Origin of the sequence: Neorhizobium sp. LMR1-1-1.1 (assembly GCF_040675795.1) — a bacterium.
GTDB classification, from domain to species: domain Bacteria; phylum Pseudomonadota; class Alphaproteobacteria; order Rhizobiales; family Rhizobiaceae; genus Neorhizobium; species Neorhizobium cellulosilyticum.
In genome coordinates this window covers 977,775-994,632 of the sequence record NZ_JBEGHE010000025.1, presented here as the reverse complement: position 1 = coordinate 994,632, position 16,858 = coordinate 977,775, and the positions used below count along the sequence as shown (strand labels likewise).

Sequence of the window (16,858 nt, the reverse complement as noted above, 5' to 3'; positions counted from 1 at the left end):
CCTACCGCCCGCCCTGCCCCATGCCCGGTGCGTTGAGGCCGGAGAGAAGAAGCACGAGTTCGGCCTGTCGGGTCGTGCCGGTTTTCTGCATGATCCGCTTCAGGTGCGAGCGCGCCGTCTCCAACGAGATATTGAGCGAGGCTGCGACCATTTCCGGTGTCTGGGCCATGGCGATGCCGCGCGCCACCTTGGCTTCGGCGGGCGTCAGATCGAAGAGGCCGCAGAGAACCCGCATGTCCGGCGGTCCCACCTGCCCCACCTGGGTCACGGCCAGCACGGCCATGGAGCGCGAAAAGATGTCGCGTGCGGCGCGGCGGATCGGCAACAGATGCAGGATCAGCGGCGGCAGTTCATCACGAGAGATCATCGGCACCGACTGTACCGCCGGGACGGCCTGCGCCTTGTAGCGCTCGATCGCCTCATCGAGAAGAGCACGGGCGCCCGCCCCTTCTAGGACCAGCCTGTCGCCTGCACCGGAGCGGATGCGCGGAGCCAGCGCCTCAAGTTCTTCATTCATCAGGATCACCTGGCCACCATCGCCGATCACGGCTGCGGGGAGGCCAAGCATGGAGAGGGTGTCGGTCATCGATCGCGCTTCGGTGAAGGCAAGCCGCGACGACATGTAGGCGGCGCGCGCCAGATCCGGCTTCAGCGCATTCAGCCGGGCTATGTCCTCATTAGAGAAATTATCGTGACCGGTGGCCTTCATCAGCGCGATGATGATCGTGTGCCCGGTCGGCTCCTGAAAGCCGTAGCCGGCCTCCCACTGCATGCCGGCCGGCTGGATGAATTCCTTCAGGATGACATCCTGCTCCAGCTCTTCCGCGGTGAAGACATCGATATCGCGGCAGAAGGAGAACGGGAATTTTTCCATCGCCCTTTTGGGCCGTATGTTCTGGAAACGAAGCTCGCTCCTGGAAAAGCGCTCATAGACATCGACAATATTGGGCGTGGCGACGTAGCGGTGAGTGCCCTCGGCATCGAAGGTGAAGATGGCCGCGGTGGACGACCCCGCCTCAAGCGCAAGCTGCTCGCAAGTCTCCGTCCAGAGTTCGGGGACAAGGGCTGCCTCGTAAAGGCGATCTGCCAGGGTGCTTTGCGCATTCATCAAGTGAAATCACGATTTTCGACAGTTGCAACGATATATATCAGCCCATCCATAGACTATATATGCGTCGAACAACATAGAAGAAGATCGGCCTAAACAGTCAAAATGCTTGGTACGGTATCGTACGCCAGCGACCGAAACCTGCGCTTTATCTCGGTTTAACGCTTATCACCCACGCTCACCTCCCACATGCAGCGGCCAGCTGACGACATAGTCTTCGAAATCGTCCACGTCGACTTCGACCTCGCTGACCGTGCGTCCGCGCGCCGAAATTCCCGCCTGATGTACGGTCTCCGGATCGCCCGAGACAAGCGGATGCCACCAGTACAGATCCTCGCCATCGCGAACCAGGCGATAACCGCAGGTCGGCGGCAGCCAGTGGATCTCGCGCACTTCCTGCGGTGTCAGCTGGATGCAGTCGGGTACGGTTTTCTGGCGGTTGGGATAGTCGCTGCAGCGACAGGTCGTGCCGTCCAGCAGGCGACAGGCGACCGAGGTGAAGACCACATCACCGGTGTCCCAATCCTCCAGCTTGTTGAGACAACAGAGGCCGCAGCCATCGCACAGGCTTTCCCATTCGCCCGGCGTCAGCTCGTCGAGGGACTTCAGTTTCCAGAAAGGTACGTCGTTCATCATCACTTTTGCGGCAGTCGGATACAATTCGTGTCGGCCGCCCTTTTCACGTTGCGATTTTACAATCGCGCATCAACCAATTGTCAGCTAATGCTGATTAACCGTGGCCAGCTTATGCTCTTGATCGTTGTCAGGGGCTACGTCAAGCCAAACGCAAAAGCTAAAATAATGGCATTGCGGACGGGAGGAAAGATTGCAGGACGAACCCAAAGCACCCGAGGGCCGGCCGCGCAAGAAGCGCCACATCCTGCTGCGTGTCGACAGTTGGATCGATTCCACCGTCTGGAACCTCGGCTTCAAACTCGCCGAGGCCTGGGAAGAGATCACCATATTCTTCCGTCGTTTTCGCGTGCGCGGCTGGAAAAAGCTCGCCTTCGAGGTGGCCGGCGAGGCCATGACGCTTGGCACGGCAGGCTTCGTCGTGCTTCTGGCGCTGGCACTTCCCGCCTTCGAAGAGACCAAGGAAGACTGGAAGAACCGCGGCGATTTTGCCGTCACCTTTCTTGATCGTTACGGCAATGTGGTTGGCCATCGCGGCATTATCCATGAAGACTCGGTGCCGATCGACGAATTGCCGGATCACCTGATCAAGGCGGTTCTGGCAACCGAAGACCGACGTTTCTTCGACCATTACGGCATCGACTTCATCGGGCTTGGCCGGGCACTGACGGAAAATGCCAAGGCGGGCGGCGTCGTGCAGGGCGGCTCGACGCTGACCCAGCAGCTGGCGAAAAACCTGTTCCTGACCAACGAGCGTTCGATCGAGCGCAAGATCAAGGAAGCCTTTCTGGCGGTATGGCTGGAGGCCAACCTGTCGAAGAAGGAGATTCTCTCGCTTTATCTCGACCGCGCCTATATGGGCGGCGGCACGTTCGGGGCGGCGGCGGCTTCGCAATTCTATTTCGGCAAGAAGATCACCGATGTCAGCCTGGCGGAAAGCGCAATGCTGGCCGGTCTGTTCAAGGCGCCGGCGAAATACGCGCCGCATGTCAACCTGCCGGCAGCGCGCGCCCGCGCCAACGACGTGTTGTCCAATCTGGTGCAGAGCGGGCTTATGTCGGAAGGCCAGGTGATCGGCGCGCGGCGCAACCCGGCAACCGCTATCGACCGCGCCGACGTGAAATCTCCCGACTATTTCCTCGACTGGGCCTTCGATGAGGTGCAGCGGCTGGCCAAGGAAGGCAAGATCAAGGAACATTCGGTCGTGGTTCGCACCACTGTCGATATGGGCCTGCAGCAGGCAGCCGACGCGGCAATGGAATCCAGCCTGCGCGAGTTCGGCGAGGGCTACAAGGTCAAGCAGGGCGCCATGGCGATGATCGAGAATGGCGGTGCCGTTCGCGCCATGGTCGGCGGTCGGGATTATGGCGAGAGCCAGTTCAACCGTGCCACCAAGGCACTGCGCCAGCCAGGTTCGTCGTTCAAGCTGTTCACCTATTCGGCCGCGATGGAACACGGCATGACGCCGGAAACGATGATTTCCGACGCGCCGATCACCTGGCGCGGCTGGTCACCGCAGAATTATGCCCGCTCCTACAAGGGCCGCGTATCGCTTTTGACCGCCATGTCGCAATCGCTCAACACCGTGCCCGTGCGGCTTGCCAAGGATGTGCTCGGCACCAAGGTGATCGTCGAAACGGCAAAGGCAATGGGCGTCGAGACGCCGCTGCGCATGGACAAGACCATTCCGCTCGGCACCTCGGAAGTGACCGTGCTCGACCAGGCGACCGCCTATGCCGTGATGCCGGCAGGCGGCATGCAATCGCGTCGCCACGGGATCGAACAGGTTCTGGGTTATGGCGGTGAGGTTCTCTACGACTTCAACCGTGACGAGATGCCTGCCAACCGCGTGCTTTCGGAAAAGGCAATGTCGTCGATGAACCGCATCCTGACGCAGATCCCGGTGATCGGCACGGCGCGGCGTGCAGCGCTTGACGGCGGCATTGTCACCGGCGGCAAGACCGGTACGTCGCAGAGCTATCGCGACGCCTGGTTCATCGGCTTTACCGGGAATTACACGACTGCCGTCTGGTTCGGCAATGACGACTTCACCTCGATGAACAACATGACCGGCGGCGCACTGCCGGCGATGACGTTCAAGAAGCTGATGGACTATGCGCATCAGGGCATTGAACTCAGACCCATTCCCGGCATCGAAAATCCGCTTCCGACGGGGAACCACAAAAAGGGCGATACGCCGGCCGAGCAACGCCAAGAGGATCCGGCACTGATGGCGTTGACGCGCCCGCGTTCGCTCTCGGGTGAATCGACCCGCGTTCTGAAGCAACTGGCACAGGCGCTGAAGGCCGCACCGCCGCTGGTCGCGGGTGTCGAAAAGGTTGCCGAAGCCACGAGACCCGCAGCAGGACTGCGACAGGGTTCCGCCAGCGATCTGCGCAAGGGTACGGCGACCGTAAGCCCGGTGGTGACGAATTCGATACCGTGAGAGGACTTACGCTCCCCACAACGGAATGGCATCTCGGCATTTCCCCACAAAAGAATCAATGCTAATCCTCCCTGCACCGTTCTGCCGAGGACCCAGACTGCTCGTGTTCCGTGTTCCCTTTCTCGTCGCAATCGCGCTTGCCATCGCCTTCGGAGGCGGGATCTGGTCGACCCGGCTGGCGCTCGATGCCACGATCGGTTTCGGCGCGATCAAGCTCGGCTCCTGGGAAGCCTTCCCGGAGGCGCAGACGGCGGATGCGGATCCTTATGCCAAGTCTCACCGCGCCAATGCAGGCAAGCTTCTTTATGCCACGGCGGAAGGATTGAGCTTCACGGCAACGACCGATGACAGCGGCGCAAGACTTTCCGGAAGCTGCACCTATCAGTTGACCGGACAGACGCCGACCGCGCGCTTCTGGACGCTGTTTGCAACAGGACCGGACGGCCGTCCACCGGCTGCGGATGCGGACCTGCCCTCTTCGCTCAATTCCCGCATGGTGGGGCGACAACCGGATGGTTCTCTCGACATCACGATCGCCTCGCGCGCCCGCCCCGGCAACTGGCTGGCAAGCCCTCAGCAAGGCCAGTTTCGCCTGACACTGACCCTGCTCGATACGCCGGCGGCTGGAAGCTCCGGCCTGATCGACCTTTCCATGCCGGCCATCCGCAGGATCGGATGCGGCAATGTCTAGGCTGTTCAGTTTCCTTTCGCTGCGACGCGACTTCCTGTGGCTGAAGATTCTGTTTGCGATCTTCACCGGGCTTGTGGGTGCAGCCCTGCTGCACCTGATCATCGTCTTTTCGCTGCCACAGTTTTCCCAGCGGGACGCCTATACGCGCATCATCGCCGAGGGAGAGAGCCACCGCTTCTATCGTCTCGGCGAGCAGCCGGACCGCGCCGGGCTTTCCAAAGAAGACCCGATGATTGAGATGTCGGTCTGTTCATTCGACATAAGCGAAACACCGGTGAGACTGACGGCGCCGAACAGCGGTGTTCCGTTCTGGTCGCTCGGCGTGTTCGATGCTTCGTCCGACGAGATATTCTCGATCAACGACCGCACATCGGCAGATCATGTTCTGGATGTAGTCGTGGGAACGCCGGCACAACTTGCCGCTCTTCGAAAGAGCCTGCCGAGAGGCTTTTCACAGACCGTGCTGGTCGAGGCGCAGCAGACGGAGGGCTATGCGGTCTTGAGAAGTTTCGTGACGCATAAAAGCGTCGTTCCGGTCATATCGAAATTTCTCGATCAGGCGACCTGTGCTCCATTCCAGTGGAGAACCAGGGTCCAGTTCTAAGCGCGTCTCGATCGCCCGGATCCGCTCGCGACGTCTGGGGTCACCGTATTCCTCGCGTGCCTTGAAACCAATGCCGCCGTGCGTCTTTGCGCAGCATTCCTCAGCATCTCACAAGATCAGGTTTTTGAATTCACTTCTGTTCGATACGGACAGCGTGATTTTCGGCCTTGCGGTCCATGCGATCGTCAAAGCGTTCGTAACGCACGCCGGTGAACATCACGATCTCACCCGCAAGAGCAAGGTTGGAAGCATCCGTCGGGCTCGAAACCTTTCGGCCTTTCCGATCACGCCATAGATTCATTACCACTATCTCTGCCATGCTCGTCTCCAATCAAGGGATCGAGAGGGATGAAGGCGGCTCTATTTCATCCTGCCCAACTGGGCCGACGCGCCCGTGCCTGCCCCGAAGGGTTCACGGACATCCGCGTCTTTCTCGTCAAAGCGTCTTTTTGCCAGACGCTGCGACATTTCACCTGCCCGTTCCGCCTGAACCAGCAGCTGCAGCAACAATCAAGTCTACTGCCCTTTCCGGCTTTATTGCCGGTCATTGCTGAAATTCAGCCATAAGACGGTTAACGAGATATTAACGCTAAAGTAGCGCCCGCTGGAAATCCGCTTTCAAGATCGGATCATTAACGCGGTGTTGCAGATTTGGTTCATTATCAGGGCCACAGAATTCAGATTTCTCTATTTATCCGCGAACGGCGCAGCGACCGAGGCCAGCTGGCGGGATGCGGACCTGTCGCTGGCCAGCATATCGGCTGTGGACAGGATGTCCCAAAACGAGCCGTCTTCACCAGACATTAACCCTATTGAGCCTAGCATCAAATCGACCTTGAGCGGGTGACGAAACCGGCGGAAACGCCGGCTGATACTGCCCGCCCACCGGGAGTTTCCAAGGTAAGGTAGATGACGTGTCGGCTGCCCTGCGGCGGCCAAACGCGTTTGTCGGCACCTCTGTTTGTATTGCGTTCGAAGAGTTTGCCCGTGACGAGTGAGTTTCGAGACCTTGAGAGACCGCAGGCGCTGCGCAGGAAGGACGTCGTGCTAATGGCAACGGTGACGAGCTTTGAAGCGCTGTCCCATCCGACGCGTTCGGAGCTGCGGCAGTTCGCCGAACTCTTCATGCCGATCTTTTCCGCTTCATCCGACGAGGCGCGCCGGCAGGCGGTCGCCGCCCTTGCGCAATCTCCCAACGTCCCTGCCGCCGTCGCCTTCTTTCTCGGCAGCCAGCCGATCGCCGTCGCAGCCCCGTTCCTGATGACATCGACCTGCCTCTCCGACGAGGCGCTGGTCACCATCGCCCGCTGCCAGGGCACCGAGCATGCGCGCGCTATCGTGAGCCGTGCCGCGCTCTCTCCGACAGTCATCGATGCACTGGTAGGCCTGCGTCCCGATATTTCCCGGCAGGCCAGAAGCGCCACAGCCGAGCCCTATCCCGGTTCGGCGCCCGTGGAGATGCCGAGGGCGGAAGTCGACACGTCCATCGATACCGACAAACGTGCGCGTGAAGAAGATCTGCGCCGCCGGATCAAGCTGCTTGCCGGCCATGTGGAACGGGTCGAAGGCGATCGTCTCGGCCTGCGCAGCCTTTCGGAAGTGCAGGAAGCGCTTCTGGTGCGGTTTGCTCGCAACCGTGAAGCGACCTTTCTCGTCACCGCGCTTTCGGACATCCTGACGACCAGCCGCTGGCTGGCCGAACGTGTCCTGCTCGATCTCTCCGGCCGCCAGCTTGCCACCGTGCTGAAGAGCCTCGGCATGCAATCGGCGGACGCGACCTATATCCTTACCCGCCTCTACGGCCATCTGGCGGAAGCGACGGATGGCCTGTCGGAGGCAGAAAGCCTGTGGCAGTCACTGGACGAAGAAGAGTGCAATGCGCGTGTGGAAGCCTGGCGCAGGGCCGATCGTTACACCTATGGTGCGGACCAGGCTGCTTCCAGACTGTTTTCCGGCGCAGATACCGACACAACGCAAGCCGACGCCTTTATCGAGGAGAGGTCTGTGCGGACCTCGGCCACGCTGCGCAGAAGCGCCTCCGGTTTCAGTATCCGCTGAGGATCAGGGATCCGGCTTTACCACCGGGAAGAGATCGCCGATGTCGTCGATCTCCAGCTCGACCAGCCACAGATCGGGATCGAAGCGCAGTTCCCTGTCGAGCGCCTCGCGCATGAGATCCGGCTCGCCACGCTCAAGCCGCATCTCGAACTTACGGCTGCCGTCATCCTCACTTGAAAAGAAGTTCTGCGGTGCCGGAGCATAGAGGCTCTCCAGCCCGTCGCGAAACCGCTGCCGGATAAAAATCGCCCCCGCCGCGTCCGCCCCCTTGTGCTCGACAGCCGCAAAACCGCCGAGACCGAAGACGCGGCGGATGAGAGCGGAGACATAGATATCGGAACGGAGACGCATGGGTGAATAGGATGGATTGGGGGCGGAGGCAAATGAGGGGCAAGGTTTTCCTCTGTAGCCGACTTACTGCTGCACCTTCCTGATTGCTTCGTTGTTATATCTCTTCAACGTCTTGAAGAGATTTCGATCACCGAGCTGTGCGCCCAGCAGATGGTCGAGAAGGCTGTGTCGAAATTCCAAGAGCCGGACGCAGTGCTTCAAAAGCTCAACATAAGCGGGCGCTTGTCCATTGGCTGAACCCAGAACTTCATCGGGCTGCAAAAATTGCGGCTTACCGTCATATAAGGTGCAAATCTGCGACTTTATCGGTTCGCCAGGGAGCCGTTTGCTTTTAATGTAGTCATTCGCAACCAACGAGGCATACACTTCGTCATCGAAGCCGGCTTCGAGCAGCATGGCTTGATAAGCGGCCATCTTCGGCGGAAAAAGGTTGAACCGCAGGAATGGCGCACACGCATTGTAGGTCGCTGCGAAATCTTCGACATATTTCTGTCGAGCATGTTCGCCTTCGCCGAACCCCGTCTTTCTCGGGTATGGAAAGCCCATTTGCTCCGAGAGCATGAATTCGTAGGACACGTTTATGAAAATCAGGCTGTTGGTAACCAGCATGAATACAGATGGAAGATAGTAGAATACAGGATCCATTGTGCCGATGAAATTCAATCCGATGTTCTCTGGATCCGGATGTTGATATACCAGCAGGCAGCGATCTCTTTTGGCAATGCGCTGATCGATGTAGAAATTCGGATTGGGAATATGCCAATCCTTGTTGAGGGTCATATTGCCGATCCACAGGCCGATCCGGACTTTGTCGAACCAGTCCATCAAGTCATCCCATTCCTGCGCGGTGAGAAGCTGATCATTCAGGAGCTTTTCGACGTGGCTCTTCGCCCGGTCTTCGAGGGCGGAGTAACGGGAATTACAGCTTTCGCAGGCGGGGAAAACATATTGGTCAGCCGCATATCGGCGTTCGGGTTTGTCCGGCCGATCCATTCTGAAGCCCAGATGCCATTCACGCTTCGGGTCTCCCGTGAGAGAAATCAGCCAGCGCGGAATGACATGTTCCCGGTTCTTATCGTTGGGCTTGTTGCCGCAGAAAATGCAACGTTTTTCGGTCTGTAACACCGATGTATTCAAATTGCTCATGGATCTTGATCTAAGGATTTCGGCTTCAGTTTCATTCAACAATGTCCGCGCCAAATGAAAATGCTCATGCCATCCAGTGCGTATCGATAGCGGATCGTGCAGCGCCATGGCTACAATCCCTCTTCTATCCTATTTTCTTCAAAGCTCCTGTGCGACTGATCCGCCGCGGTAATTTGTATTATACGATCCTGGGCGGGCTTTCGCTGCGGCGTGGGCACGACAAAAAGATCTTTGCCGATTTCGATTTCCCCTCCCCTACAGCGCGCCGATCGCCTTCAGCTTCTGCAGCACGACCTCGTCGGGCTCGCCGGTTTCTGGCAGGCGGTAGTGTTTCTGGAAACGGCGGATGGCAGCCTTGGTCTGAGTGCCGGCGACGCCGTCGATCTCGACATCGGTATAGGCAATGTTCGACAGGCCCTTCTGGATCTGCAGCACCATCTGCGAGGCGGGCAGTGGATCGGATCGTCTGGCGGCGGTCTGTACGGGCGCAGCAGCGGCCCGGCGCGCGCCCGGAATTTCGGCCGGCGGCATCATGCCCGGCTGACGCTCGGAGGAGCGGATTGCAGCCGTGACCGGATCTTCGTTGCGGGCCGGAGCCTTTATCTGCTGGACGACAGGCTGGGTCGCGGGTCGAGCCGCAGTTCTTTGCGCCTCAGCCTTCGGCGCCTCGGCTCTGGATGCATCCGCTCTTGGAGCCTGGCGCGGGATCGGCAGCGGCGCGGCCGTGGCCTGTGCTTGGCTCCGACTTCCGGACTGCGATTGAAGAACGACCAGAAGTTCCGGCGTGGCTTTGCCGCGCTGCGGAAGGCCGGAGGCTTCCTCGAAGAAGAGAATGGCGCTTTCGGTGCGCGGACCCATCAGGCCGTCATCGGTGCCCTGATAGATACCACGGCGCGCAAGCTCGCGCTGGATGCCTGCAACCAGCACCGCATCCGTCGTCGTGCCGGGCGCGGACTGCGCCGCCGGCGTCTGGCCTGCGATGATCGAACGGATGTCGTCAGCGGGTGCTTCCACGGGTGCCGTCGTCACGGGCTGTGTCGCGGGTGAGGCCACCGTCTGTAGGGAAGCAGGCGGGCGGGCGGCGGATCTTTCAGGCGCAGTCTGCCCGCCTGCCGGCGCGCGCTCGATCCGGAAAGTGGTCACGTCCGCGGGATCGGCCTGGCGAAACTGGCGATAACCGGCAATCGCGTTCGGATCGTGAGCATCACGCGTGGCAAGGAACGGGGCCGGATGGCCACCCGGCTGATACCAGAGCGCATTGGCTGCAACGAAGGAGAAAGCAACGATGAAGGTCGTGGCGTAAAGAGTGGCCTTGGGATTGCGGACGATGGCGCCGCCGATACCGCGTGCGGAACCGGTCGCGCCGTAAAGCACAGCGGAGCCCGTGCCCGCAAGGATGCGGGACGGAAGGCTTTGCTCCTTCGCTGTCCGTCGCCCCTTAGGCGCTTTTCGCTTCCGCGTGGTCATTTACACATCCCAGCTGAATTTCGGACCGCTCCATCGCGGACCCTTCCATCATGGCCTTTTCATCCGAATTCTTCAACTGCACGGTCCTCAGCCGCGGCGGGAACTCCACCGTTTCCGCCATCGGCTCGTCGGCATCGGCCGTATCGGGGCCGCCCATCGGCAAGGTGATCGTCACGACGGTGCCCTCGCCCGGCTTGCTGGCAATCGCGAACGTGCCGCGATGAAGCGCAACCAGTCCCTTTGTCAACGCCAGGCCGAGGCCGGTGCCTTCGTAATTGCGGCTATAGCCATTTTCCACCTGGGTGAAAGGCTGGCCGAGCGTGCCGAGCTTCTCCGGCGCGATGCCGATGCCGGTATCGCTGACTGTGACGACGAGATCGCGACCACGGACCGCAGCATCCATCGACACCACGCCGCCGCGCTCGGTGAACTTGATGGCGTTGCCGGCGAGATTGATGAGGATCTGCTGCAGAGCGCGTCGATCGGCCTGCACTTCCGGCAGGGCGCGGGAGACGCGCGCCGTCAGAGTGATACCCTTGTCGCGGGCCTGCAGGTCCAGCATGGCGCGGCAGGCCTCGATCGCTTCCGATGCCGCGAAGGGCTCGATCAGCAGTTCGTAGCGGCCGGCCTCGATCTTCGACATGTCGAGCATGGTATTGACGACGGAAAGAAGATGACCGCCCGACTGGCGGATAAGCCCGACATATTCGCGCTGGCGGTCGTTTGCCAGTTTGCCGAAATATTCACCGGCCAGCACGTCGGAAAAACCAAGAATGGCATTAAGGGGCGTGCGCAGCTCATGGCTGACGGCCGCTAGGAAGCGCGACTTCGTCTCGTGGGCGGAACGGGCCTCTTCCTGGCGACGCTCGGCCTCGCGCTTCAGCGCATCGTATTCGGAGACATCGCGCGCCTGGGCTATTACCTGAACAAGGCTACCCTCGCCGTCGCGGATGGCGGTAAAATCGAAACGGACGAGAACGAACTGGCGTCCATCGGCAACCGAAAACGTCTTCTGCACCCGAACGTCTGTCTCGGCCCGCGATGCGCCCTGGCGCAGCATGTCGAAAGCCTGGAGTAGCGCGATCTGATCCGAAACATGAACGCGCTCGGCGAGCGTTACGCCCGCGCAATCACGGATCGTTGCGGGAAACGAATGGGCATCACGGCCGCCGACCCTGTGCACATGTCCCTGGGCATCCAGCGACAACATCAGGCCGGGGCATGCATCGAAAGAAAGATCTTCACTGGCTGCCGGCTGCGGCAGCGGGCGGGGACGCGAAAAGGCGATCGCAGCGGCGACAAGGAAAGCCGAGGCGGCGATTGCAACACCGACAGGCAGCGCCAGAACCGGACGCAGCAGAGCGGTCAAAGCCATCGGGATCGCGACGAGCGATACGGCGGCGGTCAGCACCATACGGCGCAGCAGCGTGATGTCGGTTCCCCGAACCACTTCGCCACCAAGGCGCGCCAGCCAGCGTTCGGCGGTCTTGTCGACTACCTCAACAGCCTTCCCGGCAATGTTACCCAATACGCGCACTCAATACCCTGACACGAACTCGTTTTACGCGGTCACATTAGGCTTCCGCGACTTAAAGAAAGGCTAAGGATGCGCGATTCGACACTCTGTCAGAAGCCGGGTCTTCCGGCTTTGGCACATAATCGGACACCCATCTGCAATCGTAGTTAACGACAGGTAAGCGATGGATTTATCTCGATTTTTCGCGTGCTGTTAATGATTGTGGCAGAACGGGCCGGGCAAAACGCCTTGCCTTTCGAACCGCCGCCCCATTTATGCTTAACGGAATTCGCTAAAGTTTGAGACAAATGCCGCGCTGGACGGCGAAAATGCGGGGCGTGTGTCGATTTAGATCAAATTTTAGATAAATCCGAGCGGTCGCGTCAAAGGGGTATTTGCTTCCCCCCGGTACGGTGGTGTTCAAGAGCGGCACAGACCGACGCCCGGCAGAAATACTCTGCTGTGGAAAAACAAGTGGCGAAGCCGGACCCGAGGGTGGGACAGGCCAGGTCGGACGGAATAGGGCAATGTGGTTTCTGATCAAGGGAAGTATCTTCTTCGCAGCCGTGCTGGTGGTGCTTTCATACTTCAGCAACAGGCCGCTTGAGGTCAGCGAGGGTGCCGGCGCCGTACAGATGGGCGACGCAATCTCGGCTGCGACAGGTGCCTACAGCTATATTTCTGGTCTATGCGCCGAAAAGCCGGATGTCTGCGCAAAAGGCGCGGAGACGCTTTCCGTTCTCGGCGTGCGCGCTGCCGAAGGCGCGCATGTCGCCTTTGAACTACTCGACAGCCATTTCAACAACAAGCCTGCCGCCAATCCCGCCGATGTGGCGCTGAAACAGGATCCCGAGCCGACGCCTTTCCCGGGAGATGCGGTCAAGACTCAGTCGATCGCCCCTTCCGCCCCGGTCCATACCGGTTCCGTGCCGCTGCCGCTGAAACGCCCCGCGCAATAAACGGACCATTCCTTGCATTTTACGACTTGCGCCTGGCCCCACAGCCAACGGTTCCCGGCGCCTGACTGCCCGCCCTGAATTCAGCAACTGCTGACGCCGCAAGGAAGAAACTCCTTGCGGCGATTTTTTTGCAAGGGATCCCGGCTTTCAGGACACCGCCACCCTGCGCGGCAATCGACCGATGGGTTGACCGGGCACATTGCAAGGCTTCCGCGGCCGGCTATTGTGATGCACGACCGGGTTGGGCGCGGGATGATCGATGATTTACGAAGATGTTGCGGGCGGAAAGGAATTGCTGGCATGGTTTGGAGAACTGCCAACATTCCACGATGCCGAGATTATCAGTCTGTCCCTCAACAGAAGCGGAGCCAGCGAGCTGAAGATACATGGCTGGATCATGACCGATGCAGTCGATCCTGACGGGTTCATCAAACTCGACAAACATGCCATCGTGACCTTCACTCTGGAAGGCATCATGGACCTGCAACTGGATGGCTTCAGCGGTCAAAATGTAATCGGCGGGCTTTTGCTCCAGCGCGCGACCGATCGAGGCCGATCCGATTATTACGCACTGCCTCAGGATGAGCTTGATATCGAGATCGAACTTTTGCCCTGCTACGGCCTGGACGGCTTCATCCGGGCAAAGACTGTGGCGATATCCCTCGTTCCATACGAACAAGAGAAACGGGTTTGACGCCTTGAGGGTTTCGGTTGCGAAAGCTTGCACGCCAGCCGTTCAGCCAATTCGCAATGATGCGGGACGCCACCGCACCTCTTGCCTGCATCTATTCAGTTTTTTCTGTTATCGGCGCGCAAAATACCTATATGGAGAAAACAGAAAAACACCGGACGAGACCATGGCAGAGCTTTCCCAGATCATCGACGACTTCGCCTTCCTGGACGAGTGGGAAGATCGCTACCGGTATGTGATTGAACTCGGCAAGGCTTTGCCCGACCTGCCGGAGGCGCAGAAATCGGCTGAAAACAAGGTGCAGGGCTGCGCCAGCCAGGTGTGGCTGGTAAGCCATGTGAAGGATGCAAGCGCCGATCCGGTGATGACATTCGAAGGTGATTCCGATGCCCATATCGTGCGCGGGCTCGTCGCCATCGTACTGGCCACCTATTCTGGAAAGCACGCCTCGGAAATAGTGGCGACCGATGCGATCGATATCTTCAACCAGATCGGGCTTGTTGAACATCTTTCCTCGCAACGGGCCAACGGACTGCGCTCGATGGTCAAGCGCATCCGCGAAGAGGCGCGTTTGAAAGCTGCAGCCTGATAGATCTACGATGACCCGCTGCTGCCGTAAGAGTCGGCGGCGGGGCGAAAATCCTGCGTGCCCCAATGATGGCTGTGGGGCCTCTGGGTATGACGCGGCGGCGGGGCATAATGGCGGGCAAGGACAAGAAGCGCCGTCCTCAACATAAGCTTGGCGGAGCGCACGGGCCATTGCCGTTCCCGCTCAACCAGTTCCAGCCCCTTGCCGAAACAGCAGACATCGGCTGCTACACCCGAAAGCTCCGGTCCCATCGCCTCCATCGCGCGGCCGAAACGCCGGCGCGCTTCCAGCGCGCTTGCAGCGATATCGGCAAGGCCGCCCGCCTCGCCTTTGCCGCGCGAAGACAGGCGCGGCTCCCAGGAAGAGGTGATACGCGGCTGCAACTGACCGCGAGTGAAATCATCCAGCAGCTTTTCGCCGGCGCCAAGCGCCTCGGAGGGAAAGAAAGGGGTGCCGGCCTTGTCCTTCAGGCGCGCCAGGCTGGAAAGCGGCGTATCATCGAGATTTCGACTGACATTTTGGCGCGCACCGTCGATTTCCACCGCGGTCCTGACGATCTCGCCATGCTGCCCGGCAAATCCATCCTCACCTTCCATCCCCGCTGAAGCAAGCGCGCGGCGCAGGAAGTTGCGGGCTTCGGCTGATGCCTGCACGAGGCCGGCTGCGCGAGTGACAAGGCCGAGCGAAACGGCTTGTCTCAGCACCGTCTCGGGATAACAACGACGCTCCTCGCCAAGGTGAACGGTACCGGCAGAGCCGTTCGCGATCACCAGCCCGGCCTTTCCGGCACTGACGGCGTGACGCACCAGGCGCGTGAGACCTTTGACGGAGACGGCCTGCACCGATGTTGTGGACGACCCCGGGTGCACTGAACGGTCACGCCTCGATCCTTCAGTCATGACCACCCTCGCGTCCGAAAAGGTCCGAGGACTGGAAGACTGCCGTCGCCATACGTTCGATCGCCGAGACGAATTCGTCAAAGGCCAGATCGTCTCGCCGGTCTTCGACGACATGGCAGGCATGGCCGACAGTGGTGCGGTCCCTGCCGAAAGCCGCGCCGATATCGCTGAACGACATTCGCAGCGCCACATGGCAGACATACATGGAAATCTGCCGCACATGGCAGGAAGGCCGGCGCCGCTCGTTGCGCACCATCACCCGGTCGCTCAGAAGCGAGATCGTCTCCGCCGTGATCTGGCTGACGATACGGCAAACGATACGCGCAGGAAGGCTTGCCGGGTAGACGGGTTTCGCGTCGGCAACCAGAGGAACCGCACCTATATTGCAAGCAAGCGTATCGGAGCGTCTCCCGTTCGTCGGCCCCCCTTGTTTGGTCGAAGTCTCAAAAGGCATGACAACTCCTTCTTGAATAGGAATTAATTCATACACCTTGAGCGCCAACGGGGAATATAGGCAAGAGCCGCTTCTTACAGAAACATTGATAATGCTTATGTTTTTTTAATTTCGCCGTGCGGAAGTAGGATTTATTTCCTCAATCCATCCCCGTTTTCTGTCAAAAAGCAGATCAGGACCAGCATTCGGACATGGGCCGGATGCGCAAAAGCCGAGCGACAGCCCGGCTTTTCGTGGCGCCTCAGGGCGCGCATTTTACCAAAGCAGACTGGCTACGAGAGATCACAGCCATTGCTCAAGCTTTGGTTTCCGACCCAATTCCATATGCAGAAGCGCGCGGCATTGGCTCACCACAAGGCGGCTCTCGCCCGAAGTGGCTTCTGACTGGATTTGCTTTTGGCCGGACGAAGCCCGGCCAGTCTCTACAGATCAGTTACGGGTGCGCTTGCGGCGCTGACCGAGGCCCATTTCCTTCGCCAGACGCGAACGAGCTTCGGCGTAGGCCGGAGCAACCATCGGATAATCGGCCGGCAGGCCCCACTTCTCGCGGTATTCATCCGGCGTCATGTTGTAATGGGTCATCAGGTGGCGCTTCAGCGACTTGAACTTCTGACCATCCTCGAGGCAGATCAGATAATCGTCCTCGATCGACTTCTTGATCGGCACCGGCGGCTTCGGCTTTTCAACCGCTGCGACGACCGGGGTCGGGGAAGATGTGCCGCTCAATGCGGTATGTACGTCTGCAATCAGGTTGGAGAGATCGCCGACGGGAACTACGTGGTTACTCACATAGGCAGCCACGATATCTGCGGTGAGTTCCACCAGCAGCTCGGGACCCTTGCCCAGTGCCATATCTGTCATTTCCGGTCTCCTGTTCGACTTATATACGGAGCCAGCCGCGACCTCCGCGGCTTCTTCCGTAGTCGAGCGATGGCGACGAGAACCCAACCTTCGCACAGCGTCCAAGGACAGAAGCCTACCCCTAAGCTTCCTGCGAGAAAAACGGATCGTCACCAGATGCTGCATGTAGCCTCCGTAAACCGCATATTCGTCCAGTTTATCCGAAGCGGCCTTATCAAGGCCGATCTAATTCAGATAAATACGCGGTAAAACGTTAGTCTACAACAGCATCATTGCTCTACTTCTATTCAATTATCACTACAATCAGGAAAGTCCAATTGCGAAATCTAGTAATGCCGAGTGGTTTCTCAACGAATATCGCATATTTCTGACATTTATTGCTGGC

The 16,858-nt window shown here is 59.5% G+C and carries 18 protein-coding genes; 8 read left to right on the top strand and 10 right to left on the bottom strand.

Features of this window, described 5'->3' with window-relative positions; all coding sequences use genetic code 11:
• Window position 1 precedes the first annotated feature (1 nt).
• Both MRBLMR1_RS17925 and MRBLMR1_RS17920 read right to left on the bottom strand, forming a co-directional pair.
• Window positions 2-1,108: a helix-turn-helix domain-containing protein gene (locus tag MRBLMR1_RS17925; RefSeq protein WP_112456859.1), complete on the bottom strand. Its 1,107-nt coding sequence runs from the start codon at window positions 1,106-1,108 to the stop codon at window positions 2-4.
• Between the two features lie 168 nt (window positions 1,109-1,276).
• Window positions 1,277-1,741, bottom strand: coding sequence for a YcgN family cysteine cluster protein (locus tag MRBLMR1_RS17920; RefSeq protein ID WP_148143909.1), 465 nt, complete (start codon window positions 1,739-1,741; stop codon window positions 1,277-1,279).
• A gap of 193 nt (window positions 1,742-1,934) precedes the next feature.
• On the opposite strand from MRBLMR1_RS17920, the gene MRBLMR1_RS17915 reads away from it, so the two are divergent.
• From MRBLMR1_RS17915 to MRBLMR1_RS17905, 3 genes are all read left to right on the top strand, one after another.
• The gene (locus MRBLMR1_RS17915; RefSeq protein WP_148143910.1) at window positions 1,935-4,187 is read left to right on the top strand and encodes a transglycosylase domain-containing protein; all 2,253 of its coding nucleotides are present in this window, start codon (window positions 1,935-1,937) and stop codon (window positions 4,185-4,187) included.
• A 103-nt stretch (window positions 4,188-4,290) separates the two neighbouring features.
• On the top strand, window positions 4,291-4,878 hold the full coding sequence (locus MRBLMR1_RS17910) for a DUF1214 domain-containing protein (RefSeq protein WP_148143911.1): 588 nt from the start codon (window positions 4,291-4,293) through the stop codon (window positions 4,876-4,878).
• Window positions 4,871-5,482, top strand: a complete 612-nt coding sequence (locus MRBLMR1_RS17905) for a DUF1254 domain-containing protein (protein WP_148143912.1) — start codon at window positions 4,871-4,873, stop codon at window positions 5,480-5,482. The genes MRBLMR1_RS17910 and MRBLMR1_RS17905 overlap by 8 nt, the downstream gene beginning before the upstream one ends.
• Window positions 5,483-5,612: 130 nt before the next feature.
• Here the strand turns inward: MRBLMR1_RS17905 and MRBLMR1_RS17900 are convergent, their stop codons facing one another.
• Window positions 5,613-5,801, bottom strand: coding sequence for a hypothetical protein (locus MRBLMR1_RS17900; protein WP_148143913.1), 189 nt, complete (start codon window positions 5,799-5,801; stop codon window positions 5,613-5,615).
• Between the two features lie 29 nt (window positions 5,802-5,830).
• On the opposite strand from MRBLMR1_RS17900, the gene MRBLMR1_RS17895 reads away from it, so the two are divergent.
• Together MRBLMR1_RS17895 and MRBLMR1_RS17890 are read left to right on the top strand one after the other, a co-directional pair.
• Entirely contained in the window at window positions 5,831-6,049 is a 219-nt protein-coding gene (locus MRBLMR1_RS17895; protein WP_148143914.1) for a hypothetical protein, read from the top strand.
• A 420-nt stretch (window positions 6,050-6,469) separates the two neighbouring features.
• On the top strand, window positions 6,470-7,540 hold the full coding sequence (locus tag MRBLMR1_RS17890) for a DUF2336 domain-containing protein (protein WP_148143915.1): 1,071 nt from the start codon (window positions 6,470-6,472) through the stop codon (window positions 7,538-7,540).
• 3 nt (window positions 7,541-7,543) lie between these two features.
• Here the strand turns inward: MRBLMR1_RS17890 and MRBLMR1_RS17885 are convergent, their stop codons facing one another.
• The 4 genes from MRBLMR1_RS17885 to MRBLMR1_RS17870 all read right to left on the bottom strand — a co-directional run bounded on the left by MRBLMR1_RS17885 (window position 7,544) and on the right by MRBLMR1_RS17870 (window position 12,041).
• Window positions 7,544-7,891 carry a DUF1491 family protein gene (locus MRBLMR1_RS17885; protein ID WP_500065439.1) on the bottom strand — a complete coding sequence of 116 codons (348 nt, stop codon included), beginning with the start codon at window positions 7,889-7,891 and terminating at the stop codon, window positions 7,544-7,546.
• Window positions 7,892-7,954: 63 nt separating this feature from the next.
• Window positions 7,955-9,145, bottom strand: a complete 1,191-nt coding sequence (locus MRBLMR1_RS17880; protein WP_500065437.1) for a hypothetical protein — start codon at window positions 9,143-9,145, stop codon at window positions 7,955-7,957.
• A gap of 147 nt (window positions 9,146-9,292) precedes the next feature.
• A complete protein-coding gene (locus tag MRBLMR1_RS17875; RefSeq protein ID WP_148143918.1) occupies window positions 9,293-10,504 on the bottom strand; it encodes a peptidoglycan-binding domain-containing protein in 1,212 nt (403 codons plus the stop codon).
• A complete protein-coding gene (locus tag MRBLMR1_RS17870) occupies window positions 10,476-12,041 on the bottom strand; it encodes a sensor histidine kinase (RefSeq protein ID WP_148143919.1) in 1,566 nt (521 codons plus the stop codon). The genes MRBLMR1_RS17875 and MRBLMR1_RS17870 overlap by 29 nt, the downstream gene beginning before the upstream one ends.
• A 506-nt stretch (window positions 12,042-12,547) precedes the next feature.
• Between MRBLMR1_RS17870 and MRBLMR1_RS17865 the strand changes: the two genes are divergently transcribed.
• The 3 genes from MRBLMR1_RS17865 to MRBLMR1_RS17855 all read left to right on the top strand — a co-directional run bounded on the left by MRBLMR1_RS17865 (window position 12,548) and on the right by MRBLMR1_RS17855 (window position 14,259).
• Window positions 12,548-12,979, top strand: a complete 432-nt coding sequence (locus MRBLMR1_RS17865; RefSeq protein ID WP_148143920.1) for a DUF5330 domain-containing protein — start codon at window positions 12,548-12,550, stop codon at window positions 12,977-12,979.
• Window positions 12,980-13,238: 259 nt separating this feature from the next.
• Window positions 13,239-13,673 carry an Imm50 family immunity protein gene (locus MRBLMR1_RS17860; RefSeq protein WP_148143921.1) on the top strand — a complete coding sequence of 145 codons (435 nt, stop codon included), beginning with the start codon at window positions 13,239-13,241 and terminating at the stop codon, window positions 13,671-13,673.
• 163 nt (window positions 13,674-13,836) lie between these two features.
• Window positions 13,837-14,259, top strand: coding sequence for a SufE family protein (locus MRBLMR1_RS17855; RefSeq protein ID WP_148143922.1), 423 nt, complete (start codon window positions 13,837-13,839; stop codon window positions 14,257-14,259).
• Between the two features lie 5 nt (window positions 14,260-14,264).
• On the opposite strand, the gene MRBLMR1_RS17850 is transcribed toward MRBLMR1_RS17855, so the two are convergent.
• From MRBLMR1_RS17850 to MRBLMR1_RS17840, 3 genes are all read right to left on the bottom strand, one after another.
• Window positions 14,265-15,158, bottom strand: coding sequence for a DUF6456 domain-containing protein (locus MRBLMR1_RS17850; RefSeq protein WP_500065434.1), 894 nt, complete (start codon window positions 15,156-15,158; stop codon window positions 14,265-14,267).
• A complete protein-coding gene (locus MRBLMR1_RS17845; protein ID WP_500065432.1) occupies window positions 15,151-15,612 on the bottom strand; it encodes a helix-turn-helix domain-containing protein in 462 nt (153 codons plus the stop codon). The genes MRBLMR1_RS17850 and MRBLMR1_RS17845 overlap by 8 nt, the downstream gene beginning before the upstream one ends.
• 429 nt (window positions 15,613-16,041) lie before the next feature.
• Window positions 16,042-16,473: a Ros/MucR family transcriptional regulator gene (locus tag MRBLMR1_RS17840; protein ID WP_148143923.1), complete on the bottom strand. Its 432-nt coding sequence runs from the start codon at window positions 16,471-16,473 to the stop codon at window positions 16,042-16,044.
• Window positions 16,474-16,858 lie beyond the last annotated feature (385 nt).

Bases quoted from the DNA above. Each gene is read 5' to 3' on its own strand.
- MRBLMR1_RS17920 (WP_148143909.1), bottom strand. From the start codon at position 1,741: ATGAACGACGTACCTTTCTGGAAACTGAAGTCCCTCGACGAGCTGACG.
- MRBLMR1_RS17885 (WP_500065439.1), bottom strand. From the start codon at position 7,891: ATGCGTCTCCGTTCCGATATCTATGTCTCCGCTCTCATCCGCCGCGTC.
- MRBLMR1_RS17860 (WP_148143921.1), top strand. From the start codon at position 13,239: ATGATTTACGAAGATGTTGCGGGCGGAAAGGAATTGCTGGCATGGTTT.
- MRBLMR1_RS17875 (WP_148143918.1), bottom strand. From the start codon at position 10,504: ATGACCACGCGGAAGCGAAAAGCGCCTAAGGGGCGACGGACAGCGAAG.
- MRBLMR1_RS17905 (WP_148143912.1), top strand. From the start codon at position 4,871: ATGTCTAGGCTGTTCAGTTTCCTTTCGCTGCGACGCGACTTCCTGTGG.
- MRBLMR1_RS17850 (WP_500065434.1), bottom strand. From the start codon at position 15,158: ATGACTGAAGGATCGAGGCGTGACCGTTCAGTGCACCCGGGGTCGTCC.
- MRBLMR1_RS17845 (WP_500065432.1), bottom strand. From the start codon at position 15,612: ATGCCTTTTGAGACTTCGACCAAACAAGGGGGGCCGACGAACGGGAGA.
- MRBLMR1_RS17855 (WP_148143922.1), top strand. From the start codon at position 13,837: ATGGCAGAGCTTTCCCAGATCATCGACGACTTCGCCTTCCTGGACGAG.
- MRBLMR1_RS17925 (WP_112456859.1), bottom strand. From the start codon at position 1,108: ATGAATGCGCAAAGCACCCTGGCAGATCGCCTTTACGAGGCAGCCCTT.
- MRBLMR1_RS17840 (WP_148143923.1), bottom strand. From the start codon at position 16,473: ATGACAGATATGGCACTGGGCAAGGGTCCCGAGCTGCTGGTGGAACTC.
- MRBLMR1_RS17900 (WP_148143913.1), bottom strand. From the start codon at position 5,801: ATGGCAGAGATAGTGGTAATGAATCTATGGCGTGATCGGAAAGGCCGA.
- MRBLMR1_RS17895 (WP_148143914.1), top strand. From the start codon at position 5,831: ATGAAGGCGGCTCTATTTCATCCTGCCCAACTGGGCCGACGCGCCCGT.
- MRBLMR1_RS17880 (WP_500065437.1), bottom strand. From the start codon at position 9,145: ATGGCGCTGCACGATCCGCTATCGATACGCACTGGATGGCATGAGCAT.
- MRBLMR1_RS17865 (WP_148143920.1), top strand. From the start codon at position 12,548: ATGTGGTTTCTGATCAAGGGAAGTATCTTCTTCGCAGCCGTGCTGGTG.